This window comes from Staphylococcus sp. GDY8P119P (assembly GCF_017892075.1).
GTDB classification, from domain to species: Bacteria; Bacillota; Bacilli; order Staphylococcales; family Staphylococcaceae; genus Staphylococcus; species Staphylococcus ureilyticus.
Genome location: NZ_JAESKJ010000001.1, coordinates 59700 through 79241, shown reverse-complemented (window position 1 = coordinate 79241; position 19542 = coordinate 59700). Strand labels below are relative to the sequence as shown.

Sequence of the window (19542 nt, the reverse complement as noted above, 5' to 3'; positions counted from 1 at the left end):
ATCAAACACCTCTTAAGTTCTATACGACGCATTTATGCGCACGTATTCATATGATAAGTCGCAGCCATAAGCGGTAGCTTCCCCATCTCCATCACCTACAGTAGCTTCTATAATGATATTGTCTGCTTCCAATTGTTTTTTTAAATAAGCTTCATCAAATGCCACTGACATGCCTGCTTTAACCACATCAACTTGGCATAATAATACGTTTGTCGCATGAGGATTTATATGTTTTGATGCGTAACCCATCGCTGTTACAATTCTTCCAAAATTTGCATCTTCACCATGAATTGCTGTTTTAACTAAATTGGATGAAACAATACTTTTCGCCATTTTTCTTGCCTCATGGATATCTGTTGCCCCTTTAACTCTAGCTGTCACCAATTTAGTCGCACCTTCGCCGTCTTTTGCAATCGACTGAGCCAAATAACGTGCAACATAATTGATGGCGTAAACAAATTTTTGCCATTCAGGATGATTTTCATCTAGCCAATGATGATTAACTTGACCATTTGCCATACATAGAACCATGTCATTCGTGCTAGAGTCACCATCTACGGTTATCATATTAAATGAGTGATCTGTAATTTGTTTTAAACATTCATTCAATGGCTCACTACCAACTTTTGCATCTGTCGTTATAAAACCAAGCATGGTTGCCATATTGGGATGTATCATCCCAGAGCCTTTTGCTGTACCACCTATTGTCACTATTTGGTTGTCTATATTTACTTTTACAGACACATGTTTCGTTGTCGTATCTGTCGTTAAAATCGATTGATTAAAATAGTCACTCTGGTTAAACGCATCGTTTAAAACATGATCGACGCCATGTTTCATTTTATCCATAGGCAAAAATGAGCCAATGACACCTGTCGAAGCAATACCAACATGATGTGGTTCTATGTTTAATCGTTCAGCCACCCAACTTTGTGTATCTTTCGCATCTTGTATACCTCTATCTCCAGTACATGAATTCGCATTTGCTGAATTAACTACAATTGCCTGCAATGTTTGATCGATGTTGATACTATCTTCAGTTACTTTAAGTGGTGCTGCTTTAAAACGATTAAGCGTATATACACCTGCTGCAGTCGCTTTTGTCGTAGAGTAAATCCATCCAAAGTCTTTTTTCTTTCTTCTTAGGCCAGCATGAAATCCACCAGCCATATACCCCAATGGCGATCCAACGTCACCATTGATATCTACAGTGATTTGATTGAATGTATCTATCGTTTCAATATCTTTCATCTCATCTCTCCTTTCGCATTTCATTAAGGATAAATTGGTAGCTGATTCAGACCAGTTGTCTCGTCTAAGTCATAAAGTAAATTTAAATTTTGGATTGCTTGACCACTCGCACCTTTAACTAAGTTATCTATAACTGATACGATAATAGCCCTTTGATTTTTTTCATCTACATACAGACCTATATCGCAAAAATTACTACCATACACTTCTTTTGTTTTGGGGTATTCTCCCAAGTCTCTAATTCTTATAAATGGTTTCTGTTCATAATTATTTTTATAAATATCATGTAAATGCTCTGCTGTCATATACTCGTTTAACTTCACATAAATTGTAGATAAAATACCTCTTGTCATCGGTATTAAATGTGGTGTGAACATCACATCGCACTTTGTCCCAGCAATATTAGATACATATTGTTCTATCTCTGGTTTATGTTTATGGTTTCCAATTGCATAGGCACTAAAATTTTCATTCATTTCAGCGTAATGGAGGTGTTGTGCTAATGCACGTCCTGCTCCTGAAACACCTGTTTTTGAATCAATAATAATTGAATGAACATCGATTGCATTTTGAGCAATCAGAGGGTGTAACGCCAATAAAATAGAAGTGGGAAAACAACCAGGATTCGCTATCAACTTTGTGCGTTGTGAATCTATTTCACTCCACTCCGCAATACTATAAAGGGCCGAATCTAAAAAATCTTGTTCTGCTGCTGCTTCACCATAATATGTTTGATATAGGTTTCTATCTGTCAGTCTAAAATCTCCTGATAAATCAATCACTTTAACACCATTATTAATTAAATTTGGCACTAAATGTTTGCTGACATTTGAAGGTGTTGCAAAAAATATAACATCACAAGACGTCGCTTGTTCATTTAATTCAGTATAATTAAGTGCGATATGGTTTAAATGTGGAAATGTTTTACTGATTGGTTCATCAATCTTAGAATGCGAAAATACATATTTAATTATGACGTTAGGATGATGTTGTAATAAACGTATAAGTTCTACAGCACCATAACCACTTCCACCTACTATTCCAACTGTAATCATCTTCCTCATTCCTTTCTGAATATTCGGAATTTTTAATGTGCTTTTTTATTTTTTTCAAGTACTTCTTTAATCACATCAGCAATTTGATTAATCTCATTTTCATTAATAACTAACGGTGGTGCAATTCTAATAACATTGCCCTGTGTTTCCTTACACAACACGCCTTTTTCTATCATTTCTAAACAATATGGCTGTGCTTGTTCTGTTAATTCAATACCAATAAATAACCCTCTCCCTCTGACATCATCAATAATTGGACTATCGATAAGTTGTAATTGATTCAACAGTGTTTGGCCTAACTCAGCTGAATGTTCAATTAAATTTTCATCTAATAAAACATCTATGGCTGCTATCGATACTGCACAAGCAAGTGGATTACCACCAAATGTAGAACCATGCGTGCCTGGTGTTAAAACATTCATGATTGTTTCATTTGCTAAGATAGCTGAAATAGGGTAAAGTCCACCCCCCAATGATTTGCCTAGTAAATAAATATCAGGCTCTATGCCCTCCCATTCCATAGCAAACATCTTGCCTGTCCTACCTAGTCCAACCTGGATTTCATCAGCAATGAATAAAATATTATGTTGATTACATAAATGACGTACTTCTTGAATAAAATAGTCTGGAGGGATATTCACGCCACCTTCACCTTGTATTGGCTCTAAAATGATGGCCGATGTATTGTCATTAATCAACCGTTTTAAATGTTCAATATCTCCAAATTCTATATAATTAATATTTTCTAACAATGGACCAAATCCTTTTTTGTAACTATCTTGTGCAGATAAAGATAAAGACCCTAACGTACGACCGTGAAAGTTACCATTCATAGCAATGATTTCACTTTCATTTTCTTTAATACCTTTGACATCAGCGCCCCATTTACGTGCAACTTTAATTGCTGTTTCCACAGCTTCAGTACCAGTATTCATGGGTAGCACTTTGTCTTTATTTGCTAATTTACAAATTTTTTCTTCCCATTGTCCCAAGTTATCACTATATAAGGCACGCGATACCATAGTTATTTGCTCGCTTTGCGCTTGAAATGCTTCAATAATTTTCGGATGACAATGTCCTTGATTGACCACTGAAAAGCCAGCTATACAATCAATATAACGCTTACCTTCAACATCCCATACATGAGCACCTTTACCTTTTGTTAATGCTAATTTCAAGGGACTGTAATTATTTGAACTATATTGATCTGTTAATTCGAATAACGTATTCATTAAATACACCAACCTTATTATTATTCTATTATTTGTATTAATATTCATGAATATTACACTTTTAAATATAATAAGTCAAAGGTTTATTTAAATATTTTTTTATAAAAATATTTAAAAAGGCTTTAAAATAAGCAAAAAGCATCTATCAAAATTATAAAAATTTCAATAGATGCACATAAATCATTGTATACAATTTGCATATCATCATTTAATATTTAAGATAATATCCGTACCTACCATTCAAATTATACATTCAGTCGTTTTAACAATTGTGGTAAAAGATATATTTAAGTAAAATGCCATATTAAATAACTAAAAAGAGATATAGAGTAGAAAAAAATCACCATTTTTCATTCCGCTCATACTATCGTTACTTTACATAAACAGATCCAAGATTAATACAATAACCAAACCAACAATAGAAGATGTAAATAACAAAAGACCCCAGGTTTTAAATGTATCTTTAATCGTTATATTAAAATATTCTTTAAATAACCAAAATGATGCGTCATTCACATGTGTAATTGTATTACTACCAGCAGCAGTTGCTAGAACCATCAATACTGGATTAACATTAAATGTAGGAATTAAAGGCCCTACAATTCCAGCTGCAGTTATTGCTGACACCACCCCTTGTCCTGTAGCAATACGTATAAGTGCTGTAATTAACCACGCCATGATTAGGGGTGAAATATTTGTATTTTGCATAATTCCCGCAATATAATCGCCTACATTTGCTTTTAAAATAATTTCTTTAAATGCACCACCAGCACCTACGATAAATATAATCGTTGCCACACCTTTCAAGCCACTTTCGAAAGATTTCATCAACTCATCCATCTTTTTACCTTTTCTCAATCCAAAGACAATAATTGAAGTAAGAATTGCGATTATAAGACTAATTTCTGCACTCCCAAAAAATGATACAATTTCATGCCATAAAGTGTCTTTCGTTAGAAACATACTTAATATTGTTGAAAGTGAAATTAAAATCGCAGGAATGAGTGGTATTAATAAACTCATCCCAAAATTAGGCATTTCTCTTTCACTAAACGTTTTATTTTTCTGCAACAACGGTGGCACAGGGTAATTCAAATTTTTCATAACTTTCGGTAAAAGGATACCAGCAATCATTACACCAGGTATAAAGACGATGATTCCCAAGATATATACCATCCCCATATCAGCATGATAGGCGTCTACCAATGCAGTCGGACCTGCCTGAGGTGGAAATAAACTATGAGATAGTGTTGTTGCAGCTACCATAGTAATAGCCAATTTCATAAATGGTGTTTTAGCTTCTATAGCAATACTAATTACTAAAGGAGCTAAAATCATAAAAGCCACTTCGTAAAATACAGAAATACCAAAGACAGCACCAATAATAATCAATGCCCAATGCACATGCTTTGCACCGAATTTATCAATTAGCGTGGTAGCTATTCGTTGAGCTGCTCCAAAATCAACCATTAACTTACCTAAAATTGCACCAAATCCTATAATTAGTGCAAGACTACCTAACGTTGAACCTAATCCATCTTTAATTGTATCTAAGATTACCATTGGCTTCATACCGTTCAGTAAGCCAACAGCAATAGCTGCAAAAATCAAAGAAAAAATACTGTTAATCTTTAATTTAATATTTAAAAATAATAGCAATGCTACGCCAATAATAAGTGATATTATCGGTAAATTTTCACTCACAAATGACAATTTAAGTCCCCCAGTCAAAATCGATTTTATGAAAGCGAATTCACAAACTAACATTATACACCTTTTCGCCTTTAATAACAACGTTGTTATTTTGTGGTTTTAAGATTTCTTAAAAATAAAAAAGCACAGACAAAATAAATGATTGACATTCACTTTGTAAGTACTTTTTTAAATATAAGTAAACAAATGATTTAGAAATTTAAAGTTAATTATGATAACGCTCAAATTGCCATTGTTTGTCTGATAATACTTTTTTATAAAACGGATCGACGCCTATGACTTTAATACAATCAGCCAATGCCTCTACCTCATCTAAATGATGTGTTGTCAATATGATCAAACAATTTCGCTTCATTTGATTGAGTAAGTGATGGATATCAAACCTTGATTTTAAATCTATGCCTACCGTTGGTTCATCTAGTATCAGAACTCGTGGATGATTCAGTAAACCTATTAATACATTCACTTTACGCTTCGTCCCCCCAGATAGACGAGAAACAGTAACATCTAAATCTTTGATGTTTAATTGTTCCATGTATTTTGTAATTAACGCATCAGATATTGGATGTTTACATAATGCTTTAAAACAATTAACGTTTTCAGCAACAGTCATATGCTCAAATAATGCAATATCTTGTGGTACATATCCAATCATTGCTTGTAATTGTTTTTTAGACAATTTTTTTCCAAAGTACGTAATTTCCCCTTGATTAGGTTGTTCTAACCCCGCAAGCATTCTTAATAGTGTCGACTTTCCAGCACCATTTTCACCTAATAGCACAGTTAATTGTTGGTTTTCAAAAGTCATATTCAGAGATTGAAAAATTGTTTTATTATGATATCGTTTCTGCACATGTTTTAAAGTTATCATCCCATCCCTCCTAAATTTGTATAAGGATATAAATCACGCTCATGACAAGCGCATATATAAACGTCATAAATAACCTATGACTAAGTGTATTAATTTTAAATAATAAAAAAGCAACACCGGCTTCAAATAATACAATGATAAACAGTGATTTTAAATAAAATATCCATGTTAATGATTGATGAAACAATAATGCACTTATGATTAATATCATTAACAATAGCATCGTATGTATCAGTATGTAAGTAAGATACAAATTCACCTGACTATATTGAACTAAAAAAATTCTTCTCAAAGGCCCATTCTGTTTTAATCTTTGGTGCAAAATAATTTGCACACTGCTCATACTCAATAATATCGCAAAAACAACACTCAATGAAATAGAAGTATCTGAATGTGACTTTACAAAATAATGTACAATTTGAGATTGAGGTGTCTTATCATTCAATATTTTATTTACTGTGTTCAAAGATGTACGATCACCATTATCATCTAAATGACTTTTAACGATATTAGGTATCTGTTGTTCATATAATGACATGCTTATGATTTCTAAGGTAATATCACCAATAAAATCATCTCTTCCATATAATAAAATTGTTTCTTTTAAACGGTTATCATGCAACTTTTGACTGTAATTTTTAGGTATTTGTAAACTTACTACCGCTTCTTTTCTTTCTATATATTCATCCAAATACGTTTCTTCAGTTGGCACTTTTATTTGAGTAATGAATTCGTTACTTGTGATGTTTTTGATTAAATTTTTAGACGCTGCAGATTGATCTAAATCTTGTATTGCTACAGGAATTTGAAATGATTTATTTAGTGTTTTATATATCCCCCAAATAGCAATTAAAGAGAATAATAAGATACACATAAAGGCTAAATGTTGTTTCCACTGTTTTTTTATAATTATGAAGAAATAGGGTTGAATCATAAGCGATACCTCCCAATCAATATCAAGACTAAGATGAAAATTGATATAAATAAACTGCTATAAAAAGTTATTGGTACATCTAAAATATAATTATTCAATACAATTTCCAGCATTTGATTTGTTACAAAACTAAATGGTAAGTAATCAACCATCCCTAATATAGAATGTTTAAAATAAATGGTTGGTATCGTCATCCCTGACAATAGAACAATCAATATACTCAATATACTTTTCAGTACATAGTTCATCCATTTAAAAGCAATTAAATCAATAATGGTTAACCAAATAATAATCATCAAGACATAATAGCTCAGTTGAATTACAATCGTTAACCAATTATAGCTTTCAAACTGATTTGGCAAGGATTTAATCAACCAAAGCACACCAAAAATCGTCCATAATCCTGTATAAAAAAGTGTAAATAAACTCCTTATCAGTGTTAATTTTTCAAAAGAAAAATGGTGCATGCTTAACCTTGACCACAATGCAGTCGTTTGATTCATTTTCAAAATAGTAAATATTGACAAAGCAAAAATATAAATAGATGTTAAATACGTTGTAATTACATAATAACTTGCACTGTCATATATATGTATAGGTTCATATTCAAATGCGCCAGCACGATTTAGTCCTGTAAACAATAAATCCGTTAGCAGCATTAATGTATGATCTTTATCATTATGTGAGGACAACGTTGTATAGGCTAGACCTCCACCCATCGATAACATAAGCCTTTGATATACTGAGTCTGTTAACTGATTAATGACTAAACTTTTGGTAGACTGTTGATCATATGTATGTACTGAAATAGGCAAACTTCCATTTTTATAAAAATCCTGTGTCATACCTTTTTCAAACACGTAATAACCCTCTAATGCTTTATTCTCTAACTTTTTTTCAGCTACATTTTGGTCATATTTTTTTATGCTAATATCTTTCCCCAAATTCGCACCATCACCTAGTGATTTCAATATGATTTGCGTCTCTGGAGATCGATCTTTATCCACAACACCAATTCTAAATTTCTCATTATCTTGATTTAATTGTTGAATCACTATTAAAGTAGTAAACAACCCTATAACTATAATCAATAAATATAGTAGTAAATACCATTTTTTTAATAAAAAAGAGTGGTAAATGCGAAACAATTGTAATGTTTTCATTTTACCACTCTCCTTTTAGTTATTTTTTAAAATCTTTTGCTAAATCTTTAATGATACCTTCTGTTTTTTTAGAAATTTCCTTTTGTAATTTTTTCAAATCATCATCGGTCAATCCATTTAAATCTTTGGCACCTGATTTTTCGAATTTAATATCTTCTTTAAGTTTTGTTTCACCTTTGATATTAAATGTTACTGGTTGATATCGAATATCTGTAGTCAATTTAAAATCTTGCTTTTGCGTATTATTCTTCACATCGGTTTCTAAATGATTATTATATTCAAATTCAGTTTTGCGATAATTTGCATCAACGCTCACTTTACCTTTGTCTGTACGTTTGTCACCATCTTGAGTCTCATTGTTTGATAACTTAATCGTAGATTTTTTGTAACGCTCATTAGCCCCAATTGTATAATTGTCTTTATACTTATCATCGTCTTTTGTAGATTTACCTTTTAATGATAACTCAGTATCATCTGCAGCAATTTTATAATTCACTGCTAGTTTATCATCATCAATTTGATTCGTTCCTGTTAATTTTACTTCTGAATCATTTTTATCTTTAGCAGTTAATTCACGTTTTAAAATTAAATTATCTTCTTCCCAAATTACAGATTTAATACTTGGAAAATCATTTTTATCTTTATCTTTCACTTCTTGTATCGCTTCATCAATTTTATCTTCATAATCCTCTACTTTGAATTGATCTTCGGCTATTTTTTTAATATCTTTATCCTTCTTAGCTTTTTCCAAAACTGATTTCACAATCGCTTTTGTTTCGCCTTTGCTAAGTTTCAATGTTACTTTCTTAACATCTTGTTCATCGCCATCCACATCAATCGTAGCATTTTCTTTTTCAAAATTATCTTTGTCTAATTTATCAATGATTACATCTGTATATTTACTACTTATTTTTTCTATATCTTTTTGTGAAATTTGTGACCCCGATAATAATGAATTTAAGTTTAATGTATCATTTGTCACTACATTCTCTTTACCTGTAGTACTTGATGTATCTCCAGTTATTTTTTCAAAAGCATCTACAAGTTCATCATTTTTAGCTTTATAAACATCGTTAAATAATGGTGATGCATAATATTGATTGTCTTTGTCTGCAGCCCATTGAAACTTACCGATTTCATTATCTGCTATCGTTGGGTTTAAAGCCAAAATTGATTTTTCTTTTTTAGGATCGTGTCCCACTGTCAATCCCACTTCAGAAGCATCTGCGACAGATTTAGGAACACCTGATGATTCTAATAAATTTTTAGGCACATCGGCGTCTCCTTTTAAATTGATCAGATATGATTCATCTTTCATCTTATCTTGAAATTTAAATTCATTTTCAAATCGATCTTTAGCATATTCTTGAAATTGATTAGCTGTTTCCTTTTCGCTCAATAAATATGTGTTTTTAGGTGTGTTTTTGATAAAAAAGTAATAAGCAGCTCCCCCAATACCGGCAATTAAAAGCACACCAATCACAACTGCGACAATTATTTTTACTGTTTTAGACATACCCCTCAACCTCCCATTAAGTTTGATTGTTTTAATAATACCATAAAAGACTTAATATTAATTTATTTATTTGATTTTTCTTTTATTTTTCACTTGTTATTTAAATTAATTATCAAACATTTTTAATATTTGTAATATATCATTACATCCAATCAATTGTGCACTCAATACATATGTAATCACCTTTATATTTCCTCTTAATTTGTAAAATAATTATTATCAATGAAATTCAATACGAATATAAAATGAGCCCCAAAAGATTACTTTTATTAGCAACCTTTTGAGGCTCAATCTTAAAACCAAAATTCTAAAATATTTTGTTAAAAAACTGTGATTTCAATCATGCTATGTTGTGCTACGTTTTTCGTGTTTAACTTCTTTTTCCCACCACAATGCATCTTTTGGATTTTGAATCACATCTTCGTAATCTTCTTGGGATTCTACATTTGGATATGATCCTCTTAAAGATTTATTAGATGTTGATTTGAACATTGTTACAAAGATTATTAAGCCAACAATATTTATAAACATCAAATAATAGGAAGGTGCAATTTGTTGGCCAGTTGTCTCTACAAGTGTAGAAAGGATAAATGGTGTTAAACCACCAAAAATAGCAGCACCTATATTATATACAAGCGATAGCGTACGCAATCTGACTTTAGTGTGGAACATACTTGGTAACACTGAAGGCATAACACCTTCAAATGTTGACATAAATAATGCAATGATAAATAAACCTAAGATAACTAAAGGCAACATCGGTATGCTCATTAACCAAAATGCTAACACTGAGAATAAGCTGAAACCTGCTAAACCAAATATAATCGTACGTTTATTTCCAATTTTATCACTATACCACCCAAAGAAAAATACAGCTGGAATCATGAGCAACATAGTGATTGTACTTAATATTGAACCCATTGTCCCACCTAAATTAATCGTCGTATTCAAGAACGAAGGCATATATGACAATACCATGTAATTGGCTACATTCAAGAAAGCTACGCCTGTAAAGCAAACTACAACGTCTTTCCAATAATATTTAAAAATATCTAAATATGAATATTCTAATTCTTTTTGTTCTTCTAATGTGGACTCATAAGCTGGACTTTCATCAAGACTCGAACGAAGTATAATACCAACAATACCTAATGGCGCTGCTATAATAAATGGAATTCTCCAACCCCATTCAGCCATTTGCTGGTCATTCAACAAACTATACATTGTACCAGCAAGTATTGCAGCTAATATATTTCCTGCAAGTGTTCCTATTTCTAGTCCACTGCCTAATTTACCTCGTGTTTTATCTGGAGATGTCTCAGCAATATAAGTCATCGCTCCTGCATACTCCCCACCAGTGGAGAATGATTGAATCATTCGAACTACTAATAATAGTATGGGTGCCCAAATACCAATTTGTTCCTGCGTTGGTAACAAACCGAGCATTAATGTAGAGGCAGCCATCAATAAAATGGTAGTAGATAAAACTATTTTTCTACCATATTTATCTCCCAAATGACTGAAAAATATTCCTCCAATTGGTCTTACAATAAATGCAAAAGCAAAAACTGCAAAGGTTGACACAATTTGCATTTCTTGTGGCAAATTACCGAAAAAATTCGCACTAATCACCACTGCTAATTGTGCATACAATCCAAAATCAAACCATTCGATTGCATTACCTATCCCTGTTGCTACTACACCTTTTTTAGCTTGATTTGAATCTACATGATTCACTTTTTCTTTTTTAAACTTCACAAATAAAAACACCCCTTATTTACTTCCATAGATATAACATAACCTTTACGCATATATATAAACACTTACATTTTTTATTTTCAGAATTTTCCCACCCTGTGCCTTTTAATATCATGTGCTAAAGATTTATGAACTTTTGTTTAAATTGCTTATACTAATAACTGAGTTTGGTATAATTATTTAAAATCATTGAATTCGGAGGATTATATTTATGAAAAAAGTTTATTTTAATCATGACGGTGGTGTAGATGATTTAATCTCACTTTTCTTATTACTTCAAATGGAAGAAGTCGATTTGATTGGTGTCAGTGCAATCGGTGCTGACAGTTACATAGAACCAGCTGTGAGTGCATCACAAAAAATAATAAATCGTTTTTCATTAACGCCTGTCCATGTAGCAGCATCAAAAGCACGCGGCAAAAATCCTTTCCCAAAAGATTGGCGTATGCATGCTTTCTTTATGGATGCATTACCTATACTGAATGAGCCTACTTCGCAACATTCTAAAATATTAACACATGAGGCATATGAAGATATTATCGAAAAAGTAAACGCGAGCGATGAAAAAGTTACATTATTATTTACTGGGCCGCTTACGGATCTAGCTAAAGCTATCTCCGTTGAACCAAAACTCGTAAATAATATTGAACGGTTAGTATGGATGGGAGGCACATTTTTAGAAAAAGGGAATGTAGAAGAACCCGAACATGACGGCACAGCTGAATGGAATGCATTTTGGGACCCTGAAGCTGTTAAAACCATTTTTGATACAGAACTAAAGATTGATATGGTCGCTTTAGAAAGTACGAATCAAGTACCTATGACTTGGGACATTAGACAAATGTGGGCCAACGAACGCGCTTATACTGGTGTTGATTTTTTAGGTGTAAGTTATGCTGCTGTGCCACCGCTCACACATTTCCAAACAAATTCTACATATTTCTTATGGGATGTTTTAACAACTGCTTATGTCGGTAAACCAGACTTAGTAAAACAACACGATGTAAAAACTTCTGTTCATGTTAATGGTCCTAGTCAAGGATGTACATATATCGATGAAGCAAATGGCCGGTTAGTTTCTGTGGTACATCATGTTGAACATGATAGCTTTTTTAATTACATTACAAGTTTAGCTAAGCAAGTAAAATAAATACACATAACTCAAAGAAGAAGCACAATCAAAACATGTGAATTGATTACGCTTCTTCTTTTTATGCTATTAAATAAGCATATTCATTTTATAAATAAATAATAATCAGAAACTTTCGTTAGTCACAAATTCAGAATCAATGTTTGCTTTAGTGATTTCCTCTAAACGTTCCACGTTAACATTACCTTGATTTTTTTGATTTAAACCATGCTTACGTGCTAACTCATTATTATATTGATTTAAAGGATACATTTTAAAATTTTGTTCCTTATTGCTATATAAAGTCGGTTCCAGCTCATAATGTGTTACTAGTGATTTCCATCTGACTTGCTTGATTTTAGTTTGCTTCGGTGTTTTTTCAATATCGAACGCTAAATTACCTCCCAGTACATTGTTTTCATCACCTGTTTTTTGACCATTCAAAAAATTTCCCAGGGAATAAGCCACTAATGTTTTATGATTATCTTTACCCTTAATCCACTTCACAGGTTGAATGACATGGGGATGCGTTCCAATCACTACATCTACCCCAGCATCAGCAAACACTTTCGCATATTTCTGTTGTGTTTTATTTGGTTTATGTTTACCTTCATTACCCCAATGTGCTGAAACGATAACAACATCACTTTGTTTTTTTGCCTTAGCCACGTCTCTTTTTATTTGCTTTTCATCAAAGTAATTTATGTAATATGGTTTATCCGATCGAATACCATTCGTGCCATATGTATAACTCAATAAAGCTATATTAATATCGTTTTTATTCATAATTTGAACTGTATCTCTATTGTTTTGTGAATTATATGTTCCAAAATATTCAATATCATCAAATTGCTTCCAAAGTGCAATTTCATTCATAAGTCCACTCGTCCCTTGATCTAATGCATGATTATTAGCACCGTTCACTAAATTGAACCCTGAGTCAGATAAATCTTTTGCTATAGCTTCTGGCGTATTAAAGCGCTTAAACCCAGACAATCCTTTGCTATCTCCACCAATGGGAGATTCTTGATTTATATAAGCTATATCCGAAGCTTCAATATCTTTTTTCAAATGACTATACATTGGTTTAAAATCAAAACTTCCGTTATTCACTGAAGCATCATGATAAACTGCTGGATGAATTAAATTATCCCCCACCGCATAAAATGAAACGTTCTGACTCAAATGCTTAATATTTAATAAGCAACATGCACCAACTATGATAAAACACAAAAACAATAAAGGAAGTAAAATTTTATATTTCAACACACAAACACCTCTACTATACAATATAAATTGTTAGCTTGTTTTTTTAATTACGAATCCTACCGTTTCCTACATTTATAAACTATTTATAACATAATAAAGTTCAAAAAGTTAAGCTTTTATTACACATATTTATAGAAATGTACTTTTTGGTTATGTAATAAATACTATAAAAATAAGCACGCAAACCTTATTTAGATTCACCTGCTTATTTTTGAGTATCAACTTTTTATGTTCAAGCATTTATTGCTTTTTGCTAATTTATCATTTTAGTCATCTTAGAAATAACATTCATAGCTAGCTAACGATAAATTATTAACATTCTTCAGCCATTTAATATTCAAGTCGTTAATACTATTTAACTTAGCTTCCTTAAAATTATAAATTTTAAACATATTTTGTAACAGTCTCCGCTGACAATCTATAAGAGTCATGACCCGGATTTTTAGCTTTTCCTATAGCAACAATCATTACTGGTTCAAAGCGTTCTGGATCTAAATCAAATGCTTCAGCAATTTGATCTTTTTCAAAACCACCAATAGGATTTGTATCATAACCATAAGACCTAGCAACGAGCATAAATTGCATTGCTGCTAAGCTACTATCAATTTTTATAATATCATTCATTTCTGCACGATTTAAACTTTTATATAAAGGCAATATTTTGCCTAACATTTCAACCTTTACTTCTTCAGGCATATAACCATTTAAAACTGCATTATGATAGATGTCTTCTCCATATTCATAATTTTGCATATCGCCAAATATAATAACCATAGCTGCGGATGTATCATTTTGACGGGTATTAAAACGAACAAGTGGCTTCAATTTTTCTTTTCCTGCTTCACTTTCAACCACTAAAAATCTCCACGGTTGCATATTCACAGACGATGGCGCTTTTGTTGCTTTTTGTATCATCTCATCCATTTCAGTTCTAGGAATTTTGACTTGTTCATCAAACACTTTTACAGATTTCCTATTTAACACAACATCTTCAAAATCATTATTCTTCATTCCAAAATTCTCCTTAATCTTTTTTTACAAAATCAAATTATACGCAATTTGTTATATTTTACAAATCATCTGTTTAAATATTTAATGATTTCTAGTTTGGAAATATTTTATTTTGCCTCTAGAATTCCCTATAATGAAGTTATTAATTTATCAAAATAATTAAGATTTAAGTAAAACGTTTATTTCAATAATTTTTATAAAAGTGTAATTGAAAATAAACAATAGTTGATGTTTTGAATATATATTTATATTGTAGTAAAATAAATAAATCCGTTTTAACTCCTAAACGGTGAAGTTATTTTAAAAAAACACCCTATTATTTTGAATATTATCAGCACAAGTATGCTATTCAAATAATAAATAGAGTTAATGGAAAAAGAGGTAAAATAATGAAATCTGTATCAGTAATTGTAACTTATTACAACTCCGAAGATTATATTGAAAATTGCTTAAACAGTTTAAAAAATCAAAGGTTCCAAGATTTTGAATTAATATTAGTGAACGATGGTTCAACTGATAGTTCAAAAGCTATTGCAACTGAAACAATCAAAGATTGGAACATCTCAATTAAAGAAATTGATTTAACTCAAAATTTCGGACATGCTTATGCAAGAAATATTGCGCTAGATTCAGTAACATCACCTTATTTTATATTTATAGATTCTGATGATTATCTTGCGTCTTATGCGTTAGCTTTCTATATGAAACATTTAAATCAATACGATGCTTTAATTGCACCTATTCATTCTTTCACTTTAGATGTGCCACAATACGTCGATCAAAATTTAGTGAAAGTGCAATATTTAAACACTAAAACAAAATCAAATCAATTTCTACGTAAACATTCTGTTTGTAATATCGTTTTTAAAACAGCAATTATGCGTGGACATAATATTAAATTCAATGAAGATTTAGATATCTTTATCGACTGGTCTTTCGTCTTAGAATTCATTAAATATTCAAACGGTTTTGTAAGAATCAGTAGATTCCCTTTCTATATTAAAGGAGAAATTTATGATCCGTTTGAAAAACCGACGTTGTCAACTCAAGATTTCAATATTATTTTTAATGACTACGTTTATAGTTTTTCAGACGCTGTAAAACGTGCGCCTTTAAAAGAAAACAAAAAATTCATTAAAACTAAGATGAAAAATTTATATAGAGATTCGTTTGAGCCATCATTAAGAAAAACACCTGAAAGATATAAATCAAATAGTGAGCTTTTACCAAAAGTCACAAGACAGTTAATGACTACAATATTCAAAAGCGAGAAACCATTATTTATTTTAGAATCATTAATGCTTATGTTTAATAAGAAAAAGCCGGCATTTAAAGTAAATCGATTTAGAAAGCGTGCACGCTTAGCTAAAAATGTTGTTTTACGTCGAAAAAATAAAAACCGTTCATTATATCAACTTACAGATAGCGAAAACAAAGTTAAGCCGAATACAATCGTTTTCGAAGCTTTTGGTGGTAAAAATTATAGTGACAGTCCAAAGTATATCTATGAGTATATGATGAAATACCATCCAAACTATGAATTTATTTGGGTATTCAGAAAACCTGATCAAGTCTATTTACCAGGACCTGCCAAAAAAGTTAAAAAGGGTTCTAACGCATACTATGAAGCTTACGCTAGTGCAAAATACTGGGTAACAAATGCAAGACTCCCATTATACCTAAATAAAAAAGCTAACCAAGTTTATATTCAAACATGGCACGGCACGCCTTTAAAACGCTTAGCAAATGATATGAAAGTCATCCGTATGCCTGGAACAACAACTGATAACTATAAGCGTAATTTCAAAGAAGAAACAAGCAGATGGGATTACCTTGTCTCTCCAAATGCTTATTCATCTAAGATATTTGAAACAGCTTTTTGGATGCCACCAGAGAAAATACTTGAAATTGGTTATCCTAGAAATGATGTCTTAGTTAATCGTGCAAATGATCAAGCTTACATTCAAGAAATTAAAGAAAACTTAAATTTACCTAAAGACAAAAAAGTAATTATGTATGCACCAACTTGGCGTGATGATGAATTTGTCAAAAAAGGAAAATATTTATTCGACTTAAAAATCGATTTAAATAATTTACAGCAAAAAATTGGTGATGACTATGTTATTCTATTAAGAATGCATTATCTTATTGCTAACGCATTAGACTTAAGAGGTTATGAAGATTTTGCAATCGATGTATCAAACTATAGTGACATCTCAGAATTATATCTCATTTCTGATTGCTTAATCACAGATTATTCTTCTGTAATGTTTGACTATGGCGTATTAAAAAGACCTCAAATTTTCTTTGCTTATGATCTAGATAAATATGCTAAAGATTTAAGAGGCTTCTATTTAGACTATCACAAAGATTTACCAGGACCTATTTATCAAGATGCATATCAACTAGCTGAAGATTTACAACATTTAAATCAAATTGAAACTGATTATAAACCTAAAATTGATAAATTTTATAATGATTTTTGCTCAATTGAAAATGGTAATGCTGCTAAAGCAATCGCTGATTTAATTACCAAAAATCAATAAATATTAAAAGATATCATGCGCATAGCTTATATATGGCTATGTACAAACAAGCGCGCTAATCCATGATGGATTAGCGCGCTATTATTTTTAAAATCTTACATCTTTGATCCACTGAAGTACAATATGTGTAAGTAGTTTAAACTAGTAGTCTTGCACGCAGACTATACTTGGAGAAAAATACGTTCTTAAATCACTGTCACTGAAGTACTATAGTTTAAAGAAAACACACCTTCAACTTAGCGTATTCAGCTTCATAAATTAAAGAGGTTGTTATTTCATAACCAATGGTTTCAATCCATTAAAATAAACCTCCCGTTTTCATTTATTACGAATGAAAATAGGAGGTTCTTATATATTAATAGCCTGTACTTTATTTTACTGTACCTGCGTCTTTATCATGTACACCATGACGATAAAAATCAATATATTCAGGTTCTAATGGTTTTTTACCTCTAATTACATCAGCAGCTCTTTCAGCTATCATCAATACTGGAGAATGGATATTACCATTTGTCGTACGTGGCATAACTGAAGCATCTACGACACGTAAATTTTCCATACCATGTACTTTAAATGTCTCAGGATCTACTACTGACATTTCATCAGATTTTGGTCCCATTCTACAACTACAAGATGGATGTAATGCTGTTTCTCCATCACGTTTTACCCATTCGATAATTTCTTCATCTGTTTGAACCTCAGGTCCTGGTGAAATCTCTCCACCATTGAATGGATCTAAAGCTTTTTGAGACAAGATATTTCTAGCTACTTTAATTGCTTCTACCCACTCACGTTTATCTTCTTCAGTAGACAAATAATTGAAGACGAAATCCGGTTTTTCAAATGGATCCTTAGATTTAATCTTCAAGTGGCCACGTGAATTAGAGTACATTGGACCAACGTGAACTTGATAACCATGTGCAGTTGGCGCTTTAGTACCATCGTATCTTACTGCAATCGGTAAGAAGTGGAACATTAGGTTTGGATAATCTACTTCATTGTTAGAACGAACAAAGCCGCCACCTTCAAAATGATTGGATGCTGCAGCACCCTTACGACCTAATATCCATTGCAAACCAATAAATGGCATTTTCAATTTATTCAAACTTGGTTGCATTGATACAGGTTGTTTACATGCATGTTGCACATATACCTCTAAATGGTCTTCAAAGTTTTCGCCTACACCTGGTAAGTGTAAACGTGGCTCGATACCTACAGAACGTAAATGTTCTGAATCACCAATACCAGATAATTGTAATAATTGTGGTGAATTTATCGCACCACCTGATAAAATGACTTCTTTAGCATGAACTGTATGTTCTTTACCATTTTTCTTAAATGTAACACCAGTTACTTTATTTCCTTCGAAATTTAGTTTAGTAACAAAAGCACGTGTTTGTACGTCTAAATTTTTACGTTTCATTGCTGGATGTAAATATGCTCTTGAAGCTGAAACACGACGACCATTATGAACTTGGCTATCAAAAGGACCAAATCCTTCTTGTCGGAAACCATTAACATCTGGTGTCTTGTTATAGCCCGCTTCTACACCTGCATTAAAAAACGCTTGGAATAATGGATTCGATGCAGGGCCTCTTCTTAATTTAATCGGACCATGATGGCCACGGTATGGATCATCTTTACTTGAACCAAATGTTGTTTCTAAACGTTTAAAGTATGGTAAACAATGTGCAAAATCCCAATTATCCATGCCTTCAGGTTTTGCCCATTTTTCATAGTCCATTGGGTTACCTCTTTGATAAATCATGCCGTTAATAGAACTTGAACCACCAAGCACTTTACCACGGGCATGACCTACTTTTCTACCGTCCATATGTGGTTCTTCGTTAGTTTCATAAATCCAATCATACAGTTTATTGCCTGCTGGATACATTAAAGCAGCTGGCATTTGGATTAATAAATCCCAAGGATAGTCACTACGTCCTGCCTCAAGTACAAGTACGTTATTAGATACATCTTCACTAATTCTCGCACCTAATACTGATCCGGCACTACCGCCTCCGATAATAATATAATCATATGCTTCTCTCATTTTTATATAGCCTCCTGATATACATATTTATAAGCTTCATC

14 protein-coding genes are annotated in these 19542 nt (G+C 31.9%); 2 read left to right on the top strand and 12 right to left on the bottom strand.

All coding sequences use genetic code 11. From position 1 onward, the window contains the following. Positions 1-12: 12 nt before the first annotated feature. The 9 genes from argJ to KA830_RS00305 form a co-directional block, all read right to left on the bottom strand. Positions 13-1251, bottom strand: a complete 1239-nt coding sequence (gene argJ, locus KA830_RS00345) for a bifunctional glutamate N-acetyltransferase/amino-acid acetyltransferase ArgJ (RefSeq protein WP_204179931.1) — start codon at positions 1249-1251, stop codon at positions 13-15. 23 nt (positions 1252-1274) lie between these two features. Further along, a complete protein-coding gene (gene argC / locus KA830_RS00340) occupies positions 1275-2306 on the bottom strand; it encodes an N-acetyl-gamma-glutamyl-phosphate reductase (protein WP_064209176.1) in 1032 nt (343 codons plus the stop codon). 32 nt (positions 2307-2338) lie between these two features. Next, positions 2339-3538: an ornithine--oxo-acid transaminase gene (rocD, locus tag KA830_RS00335; protein ID WP_210134046.1), complete on the bottom strand. Its 1200-nt coding sequence runs from the start codon at positions 3536-3538 to the stop codon at positions 2339-2341. A 375-nt stretch (positions 3539-3913) separates the two neighbouring features. Continuing rightward, positions 3914-5251: a gluconate:H+ symporter gene (locus KA830_RS00330; RefSeq protein WP_204179929.1), complete on the bottom strand. Its 1338-nt coding sequence runs from the start codon at positions 5249-5251 to the stop codon at positions 3914-3916. Between the two features lie 205 nt (positions 5252-5456). Further along, the gene (locus KA830_RS00325; protein ID WP_046206634.1) at positions 5457-6122 is read right to left on the bottom strand and encodes an ABC transporter ATP-binding protein; all 666 of its coding nucleotides are present in this window, start codon (positions 6120-6122) and stop codon (positions 5457-5459) included. Between the two features lie 10 nt (positions 6123-6132). Continuing rightward, positions 6133-7056, bottom strand: a complete 924-nt coding sequence (locus KA830_RS00320; RefSeq protein ID WP_210123044.1) for an ABC transporter permease — start codon at positions 7054-7056, stop codon at positions 6133-6135. Continuing rightward, positions 7053-8219 carry an ABC transporter permease gene (locus KA830_RS00315; RefSeq protein ID WP_204179927.1) on the bottom strand — a complete coding sequence of 389 codons (1167 nt, stop codon included), beginning with the start codon at positions 8217-8219 and terminating at the stop codon, positions 7053-7055. The genes KA830_RS00320 and KA830_RS00315 overlap by 4 nt, the downstream gene beginning before the upstream one ends. Positions 8220-8238: 19 nt before the next feature. Further along, a complete protein-coding gene (locus tag KA830_RS00310; RefSeq protein ID WP_204179926.1) occupies positions 8239-9735 on the bottom strand; it encodes a DUF6583 family protein in 1497 nt (498 codons plus the stop codon). A gap of 345 nt (positions 9736-10080) precedes the next feature. Then, positions 10081-11493, bottom strand: coding sequence for an MFS transporter (locus tag KA830_RS00305; RefSeq protein WP_046206630.1), 1413 nt, complete (start codon positions 11491-11493; stop codon positions 10081-10083). Between the two features lie 211 nt (positions 11494-11704). Here KA830_RS00305 and KA830_RS00300 point away from each other — a divergent pair, with 211 nt between their 5' ends. Continuing rightward, entirely contained in the window at positions 11705-12643 is a 939-nt protein-coding gene (locus KA830_RS00300; RefSeq protein WP_046206629.1) for a nucleoside hydrolase, read from the top strand. Positions 12644-12748: 105 nt separating this feature from the next. Here KA830_RS00300 and KA830_RS00295 read toward each other — a convergent pair whose 3' ends face one another. Continuing rightward, a complete protein-coding gene (locus tag KA830_RS00295; RefSeq protein WP_070037153.1) occupies positions 12749-13891 on the bottom strand; it encodes a CapA family protein in 1143 nt (380 codons plus the stop codon). Positions 13892-14275: 384 nt separating this feature from the next. Next, on the bottom strand, positions 14276-14902 hold the full coding sequence (locus KA830_RS00290; protein WP_064209169.1) for a nitroreductase family protein: 627 nt from the start codon (positions 14900-14902) through the stop codon (positions 14276-14278). Positions 14903-15291: 389 nt separating this feature from the next. Here KA830_RS00290 and KA830_RS00285 point away from each other — a divergent pair, with 389 nt between their 5' ends. Then, entirely contained in the window at positions 15292-17448 is a 2157-nt protein-coding gene (locus KA830_RS00285) for a bifunctional glycosyltransferase family 2 protein/CDP-glycerol:glycerophosphate glycerophosphotransferase (protein WP_046206627.1), read from the top strand. A 370-nt stretch (positions 17449-17818) separates the two neighbouring features. Here KA830_RS00285 and betA read toward each other — a convergent pair whose 3' ends face one another. Beyond that, positions 17819-19501 carry a choline dehydrogenase gene (gene betA, locus KA830_RS00280; RefSeq protein WP_046206626.1) on the bottom strand — a complete coding sequence of 561 codons (1683 nt, stop codon included), beginning with the start codon at positions 19499-19501 and terminating at the stop codon, positions 17819-17821. Positions 19502-19542: the final 41 nt, after the last annotated feature.